Raw genomic sequence first — 18312 nt, 5'->3', positions numbered from 1 at the left:
TTACTCGATCACCTTCGGCACGAGATAGAGGCCGTCCTGGACGGCCGGCGCCGGACGCTGGTTGTCGTCGCGATCGACGACTTCCGTCACGGCGTCGTCGCGCAGGCGCTGCGCGACTTCCTGGATCTGTTCGATCGGGTGGGCGAGCGGCGCGATGCCGGCGGTGTCGACCGCCTGCATCTGTTCGACGAGGCCGAAGAATTCATTGAGCTGGCCGAGCATGTGCTCGGCGTCGGCGTCGGCCATTTCGAGTCGCGCCAGGTGCGCGATGCGTTTCACATCGGTCAGGGTCAGGGCCATGCGATCACCGGAAAAACAAGGCTGCGCAGTGCATCGACGACAGCACTGCGGCGGGGGGTTGGAGGGTGCGATCCCACCCTCAAAAATCGGGGCCGAAGCGGCAAAAATACCGCCCGTTTCGATTCAAATACCGAGAAATTATAAGGTATCATTACGCGTTCGACCCAAACCCGGCAGCCTTTTCCCGCACCGTTTCGCCCTGTTTCGGCAAGCCGTGCGTGCTTCGTGCGATCCCCGGTAGACATCACTCGCAGCTTCGTGCGCCGCGGCGGCCGCTTCCGCCACGCTTCCCGAGGCTGTTATTTTTTCCGCTGCCGCCCTCAGCGCTCGCTATGCAGGGCCGGCCCAGAGCGAAACAGGATTCTGAATGTTCGGTTTTTTGCGCAGCTACTTCTCCAACGATCTCGCGATCGACCTCGGCACCGCAAACACCCTGATCTACATGCGCGGCAAGGGCATCGTCCTCGATGAGCCGTCCGTCGTGTCGATCCGCCAGGAAGGCGGCCCCAACGGCAAGAAGACGATCCAGGCGGTCGGCAAGGAAGCCAAGCAGATGCTCGGCAAGGTGCCGGGCAACATCGAGGCGATCCGCCCGATGAAGGACGGCGTGATCGCCGACTTCACCGTCACCGAGCAGATGATCAAGCAGTTCATCAAGACGGCCCACGAGTCGCGCATGTTCTCGCCGTCGCCGCGCATCATCATCTGCGTGCCGTGCGGCTCGACCCAGGTCGAGCGCCGCGCGATCAAGGAAGCGGCGCACGGCGCCGGCGCGTCGCAGGTCTATCTGATCGAGGAGCCGATGGCGGCCGCGATCGGCGCGGGCCTGCCGGTGTCCGAAGCCACCGGCTCGATGGTCGTCGACATCGGCGGCGGCACGACCGAAGTCGGCGTGATCTCGCTCGGCGGCATCGTGTACAAAGGCTCGGTGCGCGTCGGCGGCGACAAGTTCGACGAGGCGATCGTCAACTACATCCGCCGCAACTACGGGATGCTGATCGGCGAGCAGACCGCCGAGGCGATCAAGAAGGAAATCGGCTCCGCGTTCCCGGGCTCCGAAGTCAAGGAAATGGAAGTGAAGGGCCGCAACCTGTCGGAAGGCATCCCGCGCAGCTTCACGATCTCCAGCAACGAAATCCTCGAAGCGCTGACCGATCCGCTGAACCAGATCGTGTCGTCGGTGAAGATCGCGCTCGAACAGACGCCGCCGGAACTCGGCGCCGACATCGCCGAACGCGGGATGATGCTGACGGGCGGCGGCGCGCTGCTGCGCGACCTCGATCGCCTGCTCGCGGAAGAAACCGGCCTGCCGGTGCTCGTCGCCGAGGATCCGCTCACCTGCGTCGTACGCGGTTCGGGCATGGCGCTCGAGCGCATGGACAAGCTGGGCAGCATCTTCTCGTACGAGTGATCGCCGAGTGATCGCCTAAGCAGTCCCGTTTGATATGACGCACCCGCGGCGTGGCCGGATCGCTCGTTCAGAACGAACCGCCGCGCCGTTTGCGCGTCTGAGCATTATTTAACCGATCACACGCGCCCGGCGCCGACCATGGAATACAGTCCGCCGCCCCTCTTCAAGCAAGGTCCGCCCGCGCTCGCGCGGCTCATCTTCTTCGTCGCCCTCGCCATCGCGCTCCTCGTGTCGGACGCGCGCTTCAGCACGCTCGAAATCGTGCGCGGCGTGCTCGGCACCGTGCTCTACCCGCTGCAACGCGCGGCGCTCGTGCCGCGCGACCTGTTCATGGGCGCGGCCGACATCGCCGTTACCGGCGCGTCGCTGCGCCACGAGAACGACGATCTGCGCAAGCGCAACCTGCAATTGTCCACGCAGGCCAACCAGGCCGCCGTGCTCACGCAGGAAAACGCGCACCTGCGCGCGGTGCTCGAACTGCGCCAGCACATCGCGACGCAATCGACGCCGGTCGAGATCCAGTACGACACGAGCGATCCCTTCACGCAGAAGATCGTGGTCGGCCAAGGCTCGCAGCAAGGCATCCAGGACGGCTCGCCCGTCGTCAGCGAGGACGGCGTGATCGGTCAGGTCACGCGCGTGTTCCCGCTGCAATCCGAAGTCACGCTGGTCACCGACCGCGATCTCGCGATCCCCGTGCAGGTGCTGCGCACCGGCCTGCGCAGCGTGATCTACGGCACGCCGAAGGGCGATTCGCTCGACCTGCGCTTCGTGCCGACGAGCGCGGATCTCGTCGCCGGCGACGAGCTCGTCACGAGCGGCCTCGACGGCGTCTATCCGCCCGGCCTGCCGGTCGCGAAGGTCGTGCGCGTCGACAAGCTCGCCGATACCGCGTTCGCCCGCGTGACCTGCGCACCGGTCGCGGCCGTGCGCGGCGCGCGCCAGATGCTCGTGCTGCATTACCGGAACGACATCCCGCCGCGCCCGGCCGAGCTTGATCCCGCGACCGAGAAGAACGCGAAGGGCAAGAAGGGCGCGAAAGCCGCCGCGAAGAGCGACAAAGCGGAGAAAACCGACAAGGCCGACGCGAACGCGAAGCCGGCCGCCGCGGCCCAGCCCGGCGCAAAGCCGGCGCCCGCGGCGCCTGCCGCGCCGGCCCAACCGGCCGCCGCGCCCGCGAAGCCCGCCGCCGGGCAATCAGGAGCCCAGCGATGAACCGCCCGCAATACATCCTGCAGCCGGTCAATCCGTATTTCATCGTCTTCAGCCTCGCCGCCGCGTTCCTGCTGAACCTGATGCCGTGGGGCCGCCTGCCCGGCGTGCCCGACTTCGTCGCGCTCGTGCTGCTCTTCTGGAACATCCATCAACCGCGCAAGGTCGGGATGGGCGTCGCGTTCGCGCTCGGCATCCTGATGGACGTGCACGACGCGGGGCTGCTCGGCGAGCACGCGCTCGCCTATACGCTGCTGTCGTACGGCGCGATCACGATCCACCGCCGCGTGCTGTGGATGCCGATCGGCGTGCAGGTGCTGTACGTCACGCCGCTGCTCGTCGCCGCGCAGCTCGTGCCGTTCGTGATCCGCCTGCTGATGGGCGCCGCGTTCCCCGGCTGGCGCTATCTGGTCGACGGTTTCGTCGAAGCCGCGCTGTGGCCGATCGCGAGCCACCTGCTGCTGATGCCGCAACGCCGCCCGGTCGACCCGGACGATACGCGACCGATCTGAGCCGGACCGACCTTGAATACCCGCCGCCCCCACGCCCGCCGCGCGACGCGCTCCGGGGCGGCACCTCGCCCGCGCCCGCGCGCGGGCCAGATTGCCCTTAAATGACCGAATTCAACGACACCCAACAGCAGCTCTCGAGGTTCCGCCTGCGCGTCGCGGCGGCGGGCGTGTTCGTGTTCGTCTGCTTCGGGCTGCTCGCGAGCCGCTTCTTCTACCTGCAGCTGATGCAGCACGGCAAATACGCGCTGCAGGCCGAGGAAAACCGCATCTCCGTCGCGCCGATCGTGCCGAACCGCGGGATCATCACCGACCGCAACGGCGTGATCCTCGCGAAGAACTACTCGGCGTACACGCTCGAGATCACGCCGTCGAAGCTCGACGACACGCTCGACAACACGATCGACAAGCTGTCCGAGATCATCCCGATCGACGCACGCGACCGCCGCCGCTTCAAGAAGCTGCAGGAAGACTCGAAGAACTTCGAGAGCCTGCCGATCCGCACGCGGCTCACCGACGCGGAAGTCGCGCGCTTCACCGCGCAGCGTTTCCGCTTCCCCGGCGTCGACGTGCGCGCGCGGCTGTTCCGTCAGTACCCGCTCGGCATGACGGCCGCGCACGTGATCGGCTATATCGGCCGGATCTCGAAGCGCGACCAGGATCGCATCGACGCGATGAGCGACGACAACGACAGCGACCAGGAGCACTACGATCCGCGCCGCGACGCGAACAACTACAAGGGCACCGACTACATCGGCAAGATCGGCGTCGAGCAGAGCTACGAAACCGAGCTGCACGGGCTGACGGGTTTCGAGGAAGTCGAGGTGACGGCCGGCGGCCGGCCGGTGCGCACGCTGTCGCGCACGCAGGCGACGCCCGGCAACAACCTCGTGCTGTCGCTCGACATCGGGCTGCAGCAGGTCGCCGAGCAGGCGTTCGCCGGCAAGCGCGGCGCGCTCGTCGCGATCGAGCCGAAGACGGGCGACGTGCTCGCGTTCGTGTCGTCGCCAAGCTTCGACCCGAACTCGTTCGTCGACGGCATCGACCAGCAGACCTGGGACGAGCTGAACAACTCGCCCGACAAGCCGCTGCTGAACCGCCCGCTGCACGGCACCTACCCGCCCGGCTCGACGTACAAGCCGTTCATGGCGCTCGCCGGCCTGACGCTCGGCAAGCGCACGCCGGGCTGGGGCTTCCAGGATCCCGGCTACTTCACGTTCGGCGGCCACACGTTCCGCAACGACGTGCGCTCGGGCCAGGGCTGGGTCGACATGAACAAGGCGATCATGGTGTCGAACGACACCTACTTCTACATGCTCGCGCGCGACCTCGGCGTGAACGCGATCGCGAACTTCATGAAGCCGTTCGGCTTCGGCCAGATCACCGGGATCGACATCCAGGGCGAGGCGCGCGGGATCCTGCCGTCGACCGACTGGAAGAAGAAGGCGTTCAAGAAAGCGGCGCAGCAGAAGTGGTTCGACGGCGAGACGATCAGCCTCGGGATCGGCCAGGGCTACAACTCGTTCACGATCCTGCAGCTCGCGCACGCCACGGCGACGCTCGCGAACAACGGCGTCGTGATGAAGCCTCACCTCGTGAAGGAAGTCGAGGATCCGATCTCGCGTGCGCGCCACCTGACCGTGCCGAAGGAAAGCGACGTGATCCCGCTGAAGGCGGCCGACATCGACGTCGTGAAGCGCGGGATGGAGAACGTGATCGAGAACCCGTCCGGCACCGCGTACAAGGTGTTCCGCGGCGTGCCGTACCTCGCGGCCGGCAAGACCGGGACCGCGCAGGTGTTCTCGCTGCAGGGCTCGAACTACAAGGGCCACCTGCTCGCCGAGCACCTGCGCGACCACGCGCTGTTCATCGCGTACGCGCCGGTCGACCATCCGCAGATCGCCATTGCGCTGGTCGTCGAGAACGGCGGCTGGGGCGCGCAGGCCGCCGGCCCGATCGCGCGGCGCGTGCTCGACTACTACCTCGTCGAGCGCCAGAACCCGAAGAACGAGGCCGCGGCCGTGGCCGCCGCGGCGTCGGCCACCGAGCCGGTGAGCGCGCCGGTGGTCGGCGACACGTCGAAGCCGGCCACGATCGCGGCCGGCTTCACCGCGCTGCCGCAGCCGGTCGTGCCGTCGGCGGCCAGCGCGGCCGATGCGGCATCGGCCGCATCGGGGGCGTCGGATGCCTCGGGGCCGGCTAGCGCCAGCACCACCGCGCCGGCCGACGCGAGCGCCGCGGCGCCGATGGCCGCGAGCCTGCCGCCGATCCGGCGCCCGCACCGGCCGCGCCGGCCCGCCAGCGACGCGCAGCCGGTCGTCGCCACGCCGCGGGACGACAACCACCGCGCAACGGCCCCCGCGAAAGCGGCGGACGCCGGCACCGCTCATTAACGGAGAAAGGCATGCAATTCGACAAGCGCGCCTGGCTCGACAAGATCAAGCAGATGTTCGCGGGCTTCGACCGCCCGCTCGCCCTCATCGTGTTCCTGCTGCTGTGCGTCGGCATCGTCACGCTGTACAGCGCGTCGATCGACGTGCCGGGCCGCGTCGAGGACCAGTTGCGCAACATTCTGCTGACGTTCGTGCTGATGTGGGTGATCGCCAACATCCCGCCGACCACGCTGATGCGCTTCGCGGTCCCGCTCTATACGTTCGGGGTCGCGCTGCTGATTGCCGTCGCGCTGTTCGGGATGACCAAGAAGGGCGCGAAGCGCTGGCTGAACGTCGGCGTCGTGATCCAGCCGTCGGAAATCCTGAAGATCGCGACGCCGCTGATGCTCGCGTGGTACTACCAGCGCCGCGAAGGCGGGCTGCGCTGGTACGACTTCGTCGCCGCGTTCGGGATCCTGATGGTGCCGGTCGGGCTGATCGCGAAGCAGCCCGACCTCGGCACGGGCCTGCTCGTATTCGCGGCCGGCTTTTTCGTGATCTACCTCGCCGGCCTGTCGTTCAAGCTGATCGTGCCCGTGCTCGTCGCGGGCGTGATCGCGGTCGGCTCGATCGCCGTGTTCGAGGAACGCATCTGCCAGCCCGAAGTGCAGTGGCCGCTGATGCACGACTACCAGAAGCACCGTGTGTGCACACTGCTCGACCCGACGTCCGACCCGCTCGGCAAGGGCTTCCACACGATCCAGGCCGTGATCGCGATCGGCTCGGGCGGCGCGCTCGGCAAGGGCTACCTGAAAGGCACGCAGGCGCACCTCGAATTCATTCCGGAAAAGCACACCGACTTCATCTTCGCGGTGTTCTCCGAGGAATGGGGGCTCGCCGGCGGGCTCGTGCTGCTGACGCTGTACATGGCGCTGATCGCACGCGGCCTCTACATCGCCGCGCAGGGCGCGACGCAGTTCGGCCGGCTGCTCGCGGGCTCGCTCACGCTCGCGTTCTTCGTCTACGCGTTCGTCAACATCGGGATGGTGAGCGGCGTGCTGCCGGTCGTCGGCGTGCCGCTGCCGTTCATGAGCTACGGCGGCACCGCGCTCACGACGCTCGGCATCGCGATCGGGATGATCATGAGCGTCGGGCGGCAGCGGCGGCTGATGAAGAGCTGACCGCGCGGCCTGCCCCGCGACACACGAAAACGGCGCCCCGGCGCCGTTTTTCATTGGGCCAGGCCGCTTACTGCGGCGGCGCGTACGGCTTGCCTGGCTGCACCGCGCCGGCGCCCGATGCCGGCGTCGGCGCCTTCAGCCGCGCGCTCAACTCCTTGAATTTCAGCCCGGCCGTCTCGTCGCCCTGCGCGGCCGCCGCCGCGTAATACGCGCGCGCGATGTTCAGGTTCTGCGCGACGCCGTCGCCGCCGCGCTCGTAGAACGACGCGGTCACGTACTGCGCGACGGGATCGCCGGCGTCGGCGGCCTGCTTGTACCACGTGAACGCCTGCCGGTTGTCGCGCGGCGTACCGCGCCCGTCGAGGAACTGGTTTGCGAGCGACAGCTCGGCCTGCACATGCCCCTGCTTCGCGGCCCGCAGGAACCAGCGATGCGCTTCTGCCGGGTTGCGCGCGACGAACTCGCCGTCGTCGAACATCCGGCCGTACACGTACTGCGCGTGCGACATGTTCGCGTCCGCCGCGCGCTTGAGCCAGCGCACCCCTTCGTCGATGTTCGCCGTCACGCCTTCGCCCGTCAGCAGCATCATCGCGTAGTTGAACTGCGCGAGGCGATCGCCGCGCTCGGCCGCATCGTGGAACTGCACGAGCGCCGCGCGATAGTCGCCGGCGTTGTAGTCGGCGACCGCCGATTGCGTCTCGCGCGCCGGATCGGGCTTCGCTTGCGGCACGCCCTGCGCGGCGGCCGCCGCCCACACGGCCCACAGCCCGACCATCGCCCCGATCCGCACCCGCCTGCGGCACGCAGCGTCTGCTCCGTTCATGACCGTACCTCCTGCAACGCCTGCCGCGTCGCGCGCAACAGCCAGCTCACGTCGGCCGATACGGTAATCATCCGGTATCCGGCGTCGCGATACTGGCGCGCGGCCGCCGTATCGCCGGCGAAGATGCCGACCGCGACGCCCGCCTGCTTGCCGGCCGCGAGCACGCGCGCCATCGCGGTTTCGACGTCCGGGTGGCGGATATCGCCGAGATGCCCGAGGCTCGCCGCGAGATCGGCCGGGCCGACGAACAGGCAATCGACGCCGGGCGTCGCCGCGATCCGCTCGACTTCGTCGACGCCGCGCGCCGATTCGACCTGCACGACCACCGCGACTTGCGCATTCGCCGTCTGCAGATAGTCGCGGCGCATGCCGAATGCCGCCGCGCGCACCATGCCGGCCACGCCGCGCAGCCCGTCCGGCGATTCCGGCGACGGGAAGCGCGTGAGCCGCACCGCGTGCGCGGCGTCGTCGGGCGACTCGATACACGGGAACATCAGCGTGCGCGCGCCGGCGTCGAGCGCGCGCTTCACGAGCCACGGCTCGCGCGCCGGCACGCGCACGACCGGCTCGCTCGGCAGGTGCGCCGCGGCGATCGCGCGCAGTTGCGATGCCACGTCGCGACTGTCGTTCGGCGCATGCTCCATGTCGATGCAGAGCCAGTCGTAACCGGCATGCGCAAGCGCTTCCGCGGCCGAGTCGCTGCCGAGCGACAGCCACAGGCCGTACAGCGGCTCGTCACCGTCGCGCAGGCGTTGTTTGAGGGAATTGGTGAGCGTGCTCATCGATACGGCCTCCGGAACGGAACGGCAATCGAACGGGACAAGCAACAGGCGAAGCGAAACGCGCACCGCCCAAGCAATCGAAGCATGGCGGCGGCCGCAGACCGCGCGCCGCAGAACGTGAGTCGGACCGGGACGGCCGATCTGACAGCGCGGGCCGCGCGATCGCCCACGCGCGCGTTTTTCGGTGCCGCACGACGATCATAGCGCGGCGGGGTGCTCGATGCGGGAACAGACGGGGGAAGCCGTACCGGCGCGGGACGGCGGGAGGCGACACCGCCAGGCGCGGTGACGGGCAGCCCGCGCCGGACGGCGGGGCTGCCGGTGCAGGCAGGATCAGCGGCCGGACTGGCGCTCGACGTCGGCCCAGCAGTTCGGCGTTTCGTACAAGCGCACGCGCTCGAGGCGCAGGTTCACGCCGTAGTGCGCGTCGTACACGTTCGCGAGGCGGTCGAACGCGATCGCCGCGAGGTTCTCGACGGTCGGGATCCGGTCGATCACGACGGTCTTGTGGTCGGCCATCTGCTCGAGGAACGAGCGCACGACGTCGTCGCGCGCATAGACCAGGAACGCGTGGTCCCACTTGCTGACGAGGTGCTCCATCGCGAGCGCCTTCACGTCGGCGAAATCCATCACCATGCCGCGGTCGGGCGCGCCCTCGGTATCGACGAGATCGCCGCGCAGCGTGATTTCGAGCACGTAGCGATGGCCGTGCAGGTTCCTGCACTGGCTGCGGTGATCGGGAATGCGGTGGCCCGCGTCGAATTCGAGTTTTCGGGTAATCAGCACGATGTCAAAGGCCGTGGCTCAGGGAATGTTCAGATATTTGTGGGTCTGCATCGACAGCCGCCACTGCGGATGACGCTTGCACCAGTCGATCGCGAGCTTCGTGTTGAGGTCGCGCGACGGGCCGTCCATCGGCTGCACGAGAAAATACTCGAAATCGAGCTTCGCGTAGTCGGCGAGCCGCTGGTTGTCCTGCGGCACGACGACCTTCAGTTCGTTGCCCTTCGTGACGACGAGCGGCGCATCGGCCTTCGGGCTCACGCAGATCCAGTCGATCGTGTCGAGCACCGGCAGCGAACCATTGGTCTCGATCGCGATCTCGAAGCCGGCCGCATGCAGCGCGTCGACGAGCGGCTGGTCGAGCTGCAGCATCGGCTCGCCGCCCGTGCAGACGACGAAGCGGTGCGCTTCGCCGTCCGGCCACAGGCCGGCGATCGTCGCGACGAGCGCGGCGGCATCCTTGAACTTGCCGCCGTTCTCGCCGTCGGTGCCGACGAAATCCGTATCGCAGAAGCGGCACACGGCCTCCGCACGATCCTCTTCGCGGCCCGACCACAGGTTGCAGCCGGCGAACCGGCAGAACACGGCCGGCCGGCCCGCATTCGCGCCCTCGCCCTGCAACGTGTAGAAAATTTCCTTGACCGCGTAAGTCATCGTGCTTCGTCCGGCTCGCGCCGCTCGTTGTCGATCAGAATCCGTTGTCCATCAAGCGCTGCCCGCGCGAGCCGCGTCACAGCGGCGCTTCGGTCACCCGCTCGCCCTTCAGGTAGGCCTCGTAGCCGCGCTTGCGCAGCTTGCAGGCCGGGCATTCGCCGCAGCCGAAGCCCCAGTCGTGCAACTCCGCACGCTCGCCCACGTAGCACGTGTGCGTCTCGACGCGGATCAGTTCGACGAGCGCGTTGCCGCCGAGCTGTTCGGCGAGCTGCCAGGTCTGCGCCTTGTCGAGCCACATCAGCGGCGTCTCGAGCACGATGCGCGTATCCATCCCGAGATTCAGCGCGACCTGCAGCGCCTTCATCGTGTCGTCGCGGCAGTCCGGATAGCCGGAGAAATCGGTCTCGCACATCCCGCCGACCAGCACGCGCAGCCCGCGGCGATAGGCGATCGCCGCGGCGATCGTCATGAACATCAGGTTGCGGCCCGGCACGAACGTGTTCGGCAGGCCGTTGGCCGTCGTCTCGATCTCGATCGTGCGCGTCATCGCGGTATCGCTGATCGCGCCGAGCACCGACAGGTCGATCATGTGATCGTCGCCGAGCCGGTCCGACCACGCCGGAAACTTGCGCTTCAGCGCTTCGCGCACGCCTTCGCGGCACTCGAGTTCGACGCGATGACGCTGGCCGTAATCGAAGCCGAGCGTCTCGACCGTCTGGTAGCGCTCGAGGGCCCATGCCACGCACGTGGCGGAGTCCTGCCCGCCGGAAAACAACACGAGCGCGCCGTCTTTAGCGTCTGTCCGAATCACCGTGATACTCCGTGAATGTGTAGGCTCGCGTCGCACTGCGCCCCGAGGCCGGCTGCCACCGGGCGGCCGACGCGGCCGGCCTGCGCCGGCCCGACCAGTATAGGCAGCGCGGTCGGCCGCGAATGCGGCGGCGCGCTTATACCGCTCATCGCGCGGCATCGTGGCCGCGCGCCACGGCAGGTGCGCCGCGGGCAGCCTGCCATGCGCATGAAGCGATGCGCTAAGTCATTGAGCGGGCACGGATTTTATCATGCCCCGGCGAATGCTGCCGGGCCCGCCGCTCACGACGCGCGATATCCACCACAAACGAAAAACCCCAAGAACCTTCCGATTCTTGGGGTTTTAAATGCTGGTGGCCTGGGACGGAATCGAACCATCGACACGCGGATTTTCAATCCGCTGCTCTACCAACTGAGCTACCGGGCCAACGAAGAATGAAAGTATATCGAGCTATTCGGCCCCGAGCAAGTGCTTTCGCGAAATTTTTTACAGCGCGCCTTCCGACGGCTTCTTGCCGAGCTCGACGCCGAGTTGCTTCAGCTTGCGATACAGGTGCGTGCGCTCGAGGCCCGTCTTCTCCGCGACGCGCGTCATGCTGCCGTTCTCGCGCGCGAGGTGATATTCGAAGTACGCGCGCTCGAACGCATCGCGCGCCTCGCGCAACGGGATGTCGAACGGGATCGCGGCCGTCTGGACCGCGAGGCCGAGCGCCGACGCCATGTCGTCGCCGAGCGTCGGCAGCGCCGCCGCGGACGCGACCGCCGCCGGCCCCGCGGCCTGCCCGCCGCCCGCCTTCGCCGCCGCGTTCGCGGACACCGGCGCCGCGCCGCGCGCAAGCCCGTGCTCGACCGACTTCAGCAGCTTCTGCAGCGCGATCGGTTTCTCGAGGAAATCGAGCGCGCCGATCTTCGTCGCCTCGACGGCCGTATCGATCGTCGCGTGCCCGGACATCATGATCACGGGCATCGTCAGCAGCCCCTGCGCCGCCCATTCCTTGAGCAGCGTGACGCCGTCGGTATCGGGCATCCAGATATCGAGCAGCACGAGATCGGGCGCCTGATTCAGCCGGTATTCCCGCGCGGCCTGCGCGTTCTCCGCCGCCTCGACGACATGTCCTTCATCGCTGAGGATCTCCGAGAGCAATTCCCGGATGCCCATTTCATCATCTACCACCAGGATGGTTGCCATTTACGCTGCCTTTGTCTGCTCACTTGCTTTTGTCTTGGCGGGAGTCGCCCCGTCCTGCGCACCGGGTTCGGCGCCTGGCGTATCGCTCGCCATCTGCAGGAACAGGATCGACACCTGCGCACCCTCGACGGTCTCGCCGTGCATGCGATTGCGCAGATCGATCCGCGCGCCGTGCTCGTCAACGATTTTCTTGACCGTGGCCAGCCCGAGCCCCGTGCCCTTCGCCTTCGTCGTCACGTAAGGCTCGAACGCGCGGGTCAGGATGCGTGCCGGAAAACCGGGCCCGTTGTCGGACACGGTCAGACGTACCGCGACGCGCGTTTTGCCCTCGGCGTCGGGGTCGCCATATTCTACTGTCTTGGTTTCGATCAACACACGCGGATGCGCGGACTCCGCAACCGAATCCTGCGCATTCTGCAGCAGGTTGTGAATCACCTGGCGCAATTGCGTCGCGTCGCCGCGAATCACCGGCAGCGACGGCGCGAGTTCGGCGACGATCGGGTTCTTGCCTTCGCCGACGCCGTACAGCCCGAGCACCTCGCTCGCCAGTTCGTTCAACTGCAGGTTCGCGAGCACCGCCGGCGGCGTGCGCGCGTATTCGCGGAAATCGTCGACCATCCGCTTCATCGCGGCCACCTGGTTCACGATCATCGTCGCGCCGCGCTTGAGCACGTCCGCGTCGGGCGGTGAGAGTTTGTCCGACAGCTTCATCTGCAGCCGCTCGGCCGACAGCTGGATCGGCGTCAGCGGATTCTTGATCTCGTGCGCGAGCCGCCGCGCGACCTCGCCCCACGCAACCGAACGCTGCGCGGAAATCACGTCGGAGATGTCGTCGAACACGACGACGTAGCCGGACGTCTGCGGATCGTCGGCCTGCCCCTCGACCGTCGACACGAGCCGCGTGCCGCGCACGAGCAGCGTCAGCGGATCGGTTTCGCCCGGCACCTCGATCGCGAACTGCTGCTGCCAGTGGCCGCGATCGCCGCTGCCGCCGTCGGACGCCGCCTCGCGATCGGCGAACGCCTTGCGCACCATCGCGCCGAACCCGGCGGCCACGCCGATCCGGTCGAGCGTCGTACCGATCAGCGAGTTGAACGGCTGCCGGAAGATCCGCTCGGCGCCGCGATTGGCCGTCGTCAGCCGGAACTGCCGGTCGAGCACGAACACGCCGGCCGTCAGGTTCGCGAGAATGCTCTCGAGATACGTCTTCGAATGCTCGAGCGCGATGCGGTTCTTCTCGACCGCGAGCCGCGCCTCCGACAACTGGCGCGTCATCGCGTTGAACGACTGCGTAAGGAAGCCGAGCTCGTCGCGCGTCTTGATCTCGCGCTTCGGCGTGTAGTCGCCTTCGGTGATCTCCTTCGTGCCCTGCGCGAGCAGGAACAGCGGCCGCGCGAGCTGCTGGCCGAGCGCGAGCGCGAGCATCATCGCGATGAAGGTCGCGAGAAACAGCGCGAGCGTCAGCGTGCCGATGTACATCTTGCGCAGGCCCGTGCGGCCGAGCGACTTTTCCTGGTACTCGCGGTACGCGCGCTGCACCGCGTCCGCATTGTGCGCGAGCCCGGGCGGCACCGGCTGCGTGAGCTGCAGGAACCGCTCCGCCGGCTGCAGCAGCGACGTCGTCGCATCGGGAATCGGCCGCACGACGCGCAGCCGCAGCGCGCCCTTCGCACCGTGCGCGCGCGGGTCGCCGTCGACTTCGCCCTCGATCGCCGCATACGCGCCGTGTTCGCGTGCCTGGCTCAGCATCAGCGGCGTCGGCAGGTCGTCCGGAATCAGCGCCGCGAAATTGCCCGACGCCTGCGCGACGATGTGCAGGTCGGGCGCGGCACCCGAGCCGCCGCGGCTCGGCTCGACGATCGTCGCGTCCTGCACGCCGAACTGGTCGCGCAGCCGCAGCAGCGTGAGCGTCGTGCCGTTCGTGTTCGCATCGACGCTCGCGAGCTGGTCGGACATCAGCCGCGCCTTCGTCTGCAGATCGGACAGCGACGCATCGAGCATCCCGCGGCCGAGGTTCAGGCCGGCCGTCAGCGCCGTCTCGACGTTCACGTCGAACCACGATTCGATACTGCGCGACACGAACTGGTACGACACGATGTAGATGATCCCGCCCGGCACCACACCGACGAGCGCGAAGAACACCGCGAGCTTCGCGAGCAGCCGCGTGCCGAACTTGCCCTTCCTCAGGCGCACGACGATCATCCCGATCAGCCCGAGCACCACGAGCAGGAACACGAGCGCGACGACGATGTTCGTCGCGTACAGCCACGAGTAGTAGCGGTCGAAGAATTCGGTGTTCGCGCTCGCGGCCGCGAGCAGCACGAGCAGCAGCAGCGCGGTCAGCGCGACCGTCGAGACGATCACGCGGATCAGGAGGCTCTTCCCGCTGGCCGCGCGGCGTACTTTATTTAGCACGTTCGGTCACCGTGAAGTTGAAGCGCTTCCAGTCCGACCCGAGCGTCCAGTCGCGGTTGTTCACGGCATCGACCTGGAACGGCTTCGGCATCAGCGCCGTATCGAGCTGCATGCGCACCGACGCCGTGTAGGTTTCGCCCGCGCGCACCTGGTTGCGGTCGATCACGTGCCACGACGTGATGTGCCGGACCACCGCGAGCGCATCCTTCAGCGACGGAAAGCCGAGCTGCAGGCCGCCCGTCGACACGCGGTACTCGCGCGTGAGCGGCTGGAACGACAGGCGGATCGTCTGCGTGACCGCCACCGGCTGCTCGTCGAACCAGTACCAGCGCGCGCGGCTCAGCTCGAAGTCGGTCGTGAAGTAAAGCGGGATGCCCTTGTTGACGGCATCCTCGAGGTTCGGATTCAGCTCGAAGTCGAACCGTGCGTCGAGGCTCCAGCCGCTTCCGTCGGACTGGAGCGACGCGCGCTGCACGGCGATCGATTCGGCATGCGCCGGCCGGACGACGGCCAGACACAGCGTCAACGCGACCAGCAAGACGGCCGCGAGCCGAAAGGGAAAAAGGTGTTTGATCGTCACCGTTTCTGAAACCGCGCGTAGAAAAATCCGTCGTGATCGGTGTTCTGGTCGAGTGCGCCGGCGGCCGCCCGTCCCTGCACGCCGCCCGGCAGCAGTTGGCCGGGGGCGTCCAATCGTACCGCATCTTCACAGGCCGCTTCAAACCAGCGGGCCTGCCCTTCGCCTTCCTCGGGGAAGATCGAGCAGGTCACGTAAAGCAGTTCGCCGCCCGGTTTCACGAGCGGCCACAGCGCGGACAGGATGCGCCGCTGCTCCGCGACCAGCGCCGGGATGTCGGCCTCGCGGCGCAGCCAGCGGATGTCGGGGTGCCGCCGCACGATGCCGGACGCCGAGCACGGCACGTCGGCCAGGATGCGATCGAACGGACGCCCGTCGTACCACGCGTCCGGCGCGCCGGCGTCGCCGACGCACACGTTCGCGGCGAGCGACAGGCGCACGAGATTCTCGCCGATCCGCGCGGCGCGCGTCGCGTCGCTTTCGAGCGCCACGACGTCCGCATCGGCGAGTTCGAGAATATGGCCCGTCTTGCCGCCGGGCGCCGCGCACGCATCGAGCACGCGCATGCCGTCGCGCGCGCCGAGCCATTCGGCCGCGAGCTGCGCGCCGGCGTCCTGCACCGACACCACGCCGTCGGCGAAGCCCGGAATGCGTTCGACCGGCAGCGCCGACGCGAGTCGCACCGCATGCCGGCCGATTGCGGTCGCTTCGATTCCATTCGCGCGCAGCGTGTCGAGATACGCGTCGACGCTCACGCGGCGCGCATTCACGCGCAGCGTCAGCGGCCCCTGACGCTCGCCGGCCGCGAGAATCGCCTGCCACGCGTCGGGCCATGCACGCTTCACCGCATCGACCCACCACGCGCGGTAGTTCCAGCGCGCGACCGGGTCGTCCTGCATCGCGGCGACGAGTGCGTCGCGCTCGCGCAGGAAACGGCGCAGCACCGCGTTGACCATCCCCTTCGCGAACGCGAATTCGCGCCGCGCGCCGATGACGGTGACGGCCTGGTCGACCACCGTGAACGCCGGGTACGCGGCCTCGTCCGCCGGGTCGAGCAGCAGCGCGAACGCACCGGCGAGCACCGCGTGCACGTGCGCGGGCGGCGCCTTGCTGACGAACTTGCCGATCAGCCAGTCCGCGCTGCCGAGGCGGCGCATCGTCCGATAGGCGACGTCCTGCGTCGCGCCGCGCGCGAGCGGCTGCGCACCGGATGGCATCTGCGCGAATACCGCCGACAATGCCGCCGGCAACGCGGTGCCGCGTCGCACCGCATCGACCGCCTGCGCGGCCGCGTCGAGCGCGAAGCCGAGCGAATCGGGCGCCAGGTGCAGCGCAGCCAGGCGCGCCGGGCGGCCGGAGGAAGTCGAAGCGGAAGAACGGGGTCGTGTCATCGGTGCGGAATCGGCAAACAAGCGCGGCAAACAGGCGCGAGCAATCGGGTGCGGCAAACGGCGGGATCGCAACCGCCAGTTGGCCCGGCGATCCCAAACCGCGCATTGTAGCGTGCGGCCATGCTGCCCCTTTGGCCCCTTTACGGCGCGCACAAATGAAACACCCCGCAGCGCGAAGCATGCGGGGTGGCGAAGCGACCCCGCGCGGCAACGGCCGCGCGGGTCGCCAAGCGTCACTCGAAGCGGCCGGTGCGCGCCATCTCCATCAGGCGCGCGATGCGCTCCTCGGTGGCCGGGTGCGTCGAGAACAGGTTCTGCAGACCGCCGCCGTGCAGCGGATTCATGATCATCATCTGCGCGGTGGCCGGATGCGCTTCGGCCGCCTGGAACGGGATGCCCGCCGCATAGCGATGGATCTTGTCGAGCGCGGTGGCGAGCGACTGCGGATCGCCGGAAATCTGCGCGCCGCCGCGGTCGGCCTCGAACTCGCGGGCCCGCGAAATCGCCATCTGGATGAGCGCGCCGGCGATCGGCGCGAGCAGCGCGACCGCGATACCGGCGATCGGGTTGGCCGGCCGGCCGTTCTCGTCGCGCCCGCCAAAGAACATCGCGAAGTTCGCGAGCGCCGAGATCGCGCCCGCCATCGTCGCGGTGATCGTCGAGATCAGGATGTCGCGGTGCTTCACGTGCGCGAGCTCGTGCGCCATCACGCCGCGCATCTCGCGCTCCGACAGCACGCGCAGGATGCCCGTCGTCGCGGCGACCGCCGCGTGCTCCGGGTTGCGGCCCGTCGCGAACGCGTTCGGCGCATCCTCGTTGATCAGGTAGACGCGCGGCATCGGCAGGTTCGCGCGCGTGGCCAGCTCGCGCACCATCCGGTAGAACTGCGGCGCCGTGTTCTCGTCGACTTCCTGCGCGTTGTACATGCGCAGCACCATCTTGTCCGAGAACCAGTACGAGAAGAAATTCATGCCGAGCGCGAACAGCAGCGCGATCGTCATGCCGCGCGAGCCGCCGATCATCCCGCCGATCACGATGAACAGGGCCGTGATCGCGGCCATCAGCATCGCCGTTTTGACCCAATTGAACATACCCACTCCTTATCCGTCAGGGGACCCGCCGCGCATCACAGCGCACGGCGGAAAATTGTAAGTGATTTGTTAGATAAGGTCTTGCCGGAAAAATTCAATCTCAGCGTTGCGAAGCGGCGAGACGAAGGCCGAGCCCGACGAAAGCGCTGCCGACCGTGCGGTCGAGCCACTTCCTGACGCCCGGCTTGCCGGAAAAGCGCTGCGTGACGCTGCCCGCCACCCACGCGACCACGCTCGTCCAGACCGTGCTCATCGCGACGAACACCGCGCCGAGGGTCAGGAACGCCCAGGCCTTGTGCGGGCTGTCGGCCGATACGAACTGCGGAAAGAACGACACGAAGAACAGCACGACCTTCGGATTCAGCACGTTGGTCCAGAAACCCTGCATGAACAGCTGGCGCAGCGGCTTGGCGGCCGCGGCCTGCGCGGCTTCGGCGCCCGACGGCGTGGCGGCCTGCTTCGCGATGATCATCCGCACGCCGAGATAAATCAGGTACGCGGCGCCGACCAGCTTGATCACCGTGAACGCGGTTGCCGACGCGGCCAGCAGCGCGGTCAGGCCGAACGCGCAGGCGAGCGCATGGACGCAGCAGCCGGCCGAAATGCCGAACGCCGACATCAGCCCCGCGCCGCGCCCCTGCGCGACGCTGCGGCCGACGATGTAGGCCGTATCGGGACCGGGCGTGATGTTCAGCAGGAAAACCGCGAACACGAAGAAGCCGAAATGGGTGATGCCGAACATGAAAACCTCGAAACCGGAGAGCGCAGGGAAATTCTACGCGCGCCTGCCGCCCCGCGCGACTCGGCCGTCC

General features: G+C 67.9%; 17 protein-coding genes and 1 tRNA gene. 5 read left to right on the top strand and 13 right to left on the bottom strand.

The genetic code is table 11. The features are described 5' to 3' along the window. Complete coding sequence (gene gatC, locus HWX76_RS28520) at positions 1-300, bottom strand: Asp-tRNA(Asn)/Glu-tRNA(Gln) amidotransferase subunit GatC (protein WP_006485929.1); 300 nt, start codon at positions 298-300, stop codon at positions 1-3. A 367-nt stretch (positions 301-667) separates the two neighbouring features. On the opposite strand from gatC, the gene HWX76_RS28515 reads away from it, so the two are divergent. The 5 genes from HWX76_RS28515 (at position 668) to rodA (ending at position 6985) form a co-directional block, all read left to right on the top strand. Beyond that, entirely contained in the window at positions 668-1711 is a 1044-nt protein-coding gene (locus HWX76_RS28515; RefSeq protein ID WP_004189550.1) for a rod shape-determining protein, read from the top strand. A gap of 138 nt (positions 1712-1849) precedes the next feature. Continuing rightward, entirely contained in the window at positions 1850-2926 is a 1077-nt protein-coding gene (mreC, locus tag HWX76_RS28510) for a rod shape-determining protein MreC (RefSeq protein WP_050011132.1), read from the top strand. Then, positions 2923-3435 (top strand): rod shape-determining protein MreD, encoded by a 513-nt coding sequence (gene mreD / locus HWX76_RS28505; protein ID WP_006477476.1) that lies wholly within the window; start codon positions 2923-2925, stop codon positions 3433-3435. Before mreC ends, mreD begins: the two co-directional genes overlap by 4 nt. Positions 3436-3536: 101 nt before the next feature. After that, positions 3537-5825 carry a penicillin-binding protein 2 gene (mrdA, locus tag HWX76_RS28500; protein WP_050011131.1) on the top strand — a complete coding sequence of 763 codons (2289 nt, stop codon included), beginning with the start codon at positions 3537-3539 and terminating at the stop codon, positions 5823-5825. An 11-nt stretch (positions 5826-5836) separates the two neighbouring features. Continuing rightward, positions 5837-6985, top strand: a complete 1149-nt coding sequence (rodA, locus tag HWX76_RS28495; RefSeq protein ID WP_050011130.1) for a rod shape-determining protein RodA — start codon at positions 5837-5839, stop codon at positions 6983-6985. A 67-nt stretch (positions 6986-7052) separates the two neighbouring features. Here rodA and HWX76_RS28490 read toward each other — a convergent pair whose 3' ends face one another. From HWX76_RS28490 to HWX76_RS28435, 12 genes are all read right to left on the bottom strand, one after another. Then, positions 7053-7808, bottom strand: coding sequence for a tetratricopeptide repeat protein (locus HWX76_RS28490; RefSeq protein WP_124638337.1), 756 nt, complete (start codon positions 7806-7808; stop codon positions 7053-7055). Beyond that, entirely contained in the window at positions 7805-8590 is a 786-nt protein-coding gene (locus tag HWX76_RS28485) for an aldolase/citrate lyase family protein (RefSeq protein WP_050011128.1), read from the bottom strand. The genes HWX76_RS28490 and HWX76_RS28485 overlap by 4 nt, the downstream gene beginning before the upstream one ends. 333 nt (positions 8591-8923) lie before the next feature. Continuing rightward, positions 8924-9376 (bottom strand): 6-carboxytetrahydropterin synthase QueD, encoded by a 453-nt coding sequence (gene queD / locus HWX76_RS28480; protein WP_050011127.1) that lies wholly within the window; start codon positions 9374-9376, stop codon positions 8924-8926. An 18-nt stretch (positions 9377-9394) separates the two neighbouring features. After that, positions 9395-10027: a 7-carboxy-7-deazaguanine synthase gene (gene queE, locus HWX76_RS28475; RefSeq protein WP_050011126.1), complete on the bottom strand. Its 633-nt coding sequence runs from the start codon at positions 10025-10027 to the stop codon at positions 9395-9397. Between the two features lie 76 nt (positions 10028-10103). Continuing rightward, positions 10104-10838, bottom strand: a complete 735-nt coding sequence (gene queC / locus HWX76_RS28470) for a 7-cyano-7-deazaguanine synthase QueC (RefSeq protein ID WP_050011125.1) — start codon at positions 10836-10838, stop codon at positions 10104-10106. 350 nt (positions 10839-11188) lie between these two features. Then, a tRNA-Phe gene (locus HWX76_RS28465) sits at positions 11189-11264 on the bottom strand. Positions 11265-11324: 60 nt separating this feature from the next. Then, on the bottom strand, positions 11325-12026 hold the full coding sequence (esaR, locus tag HWX76_RS28460) for a response regulator transcription factor EsaR (protein ID WP_176016699.1): 702 nt from the start codon (positions 12024-12026) through the stop codon (positions 11325-11327). Next, positions 12027-14441, bottom strand: coding sequence for a sensor histidine kinase EsaS (gene esaS / locus HWX76_RS28455; protein ID WP_089491792.1), 2415 nt, complete (start codon positions 14439-14441; stop codon positions 12027-12029). Beyond that, positions 14431-15021 (bottom strand): DUF4390 domain-containing protein, encoded by a 591-nt coding sequence (locus tag HWX76_RS28450; RefSeq protein WP_006477467.1) that lies wholly within the window; start codon positions 15019-15021, stop codon positions 14431-14433. Before HWX76_RS28450 ends, esaS begins: the two co-directional genes overlap by 11 nt. Continuing rightward, entirely contained in the window at positions 15018-16409 is a 1392-nt protein-coding gene (rsmB, locus tag HWX76_RS28445) for a 16S rRNA (cytosine(967)-C(5))-methyltransferase RsmB (RefSeq protein WP_089488947.1), read from the bottom strand. The genes HWX76_RS28450 and rsmB overlap by 4 nt, the downstream gene beginning before the upstream one ends. 233 nt (positions 16410-16642) lie before the next feature. Then, positions 16643-17500 (bottom strand): zinc metalloprotease HtpX, encoded by an 858-nt coding sequence (gene htpX / locus HWX76_RS28440; protein WP_011546484.1) that lies wholly within the window; start codon positions 17498-17500, stop codon positions 16643-16645. A 100-nt stretch (positions 17501-17600) separates the two neighbouring features. Further along, positions 17601-18242 (bottom strand): LysE family translocator, encoded by a 642-nt coding sequence (locus HWX76_RS28435; RefSeq protein ID WP_050011122.1) that lies wholly within the window; start codon positions 18240-18242, stop codon positions 17601-17603. Positions 18243-18312: the final 70 nt, after the last annotated feature.

This window comes from Burkholderia sp. BCC0398 (assembly GCF_902833245.1).
Classification (GTDB): domain Bacteria; phylum Pseudomonadota; class Gammaproteobacteria; order Burkholderiales; family Burkholderiaceae; genus Burkholderia; species Burkholderia sola.
Note: the sequence above shows the minus strand (reverse complement) of the source record. Positions and strands in the feature narration are given on the sequence as shown.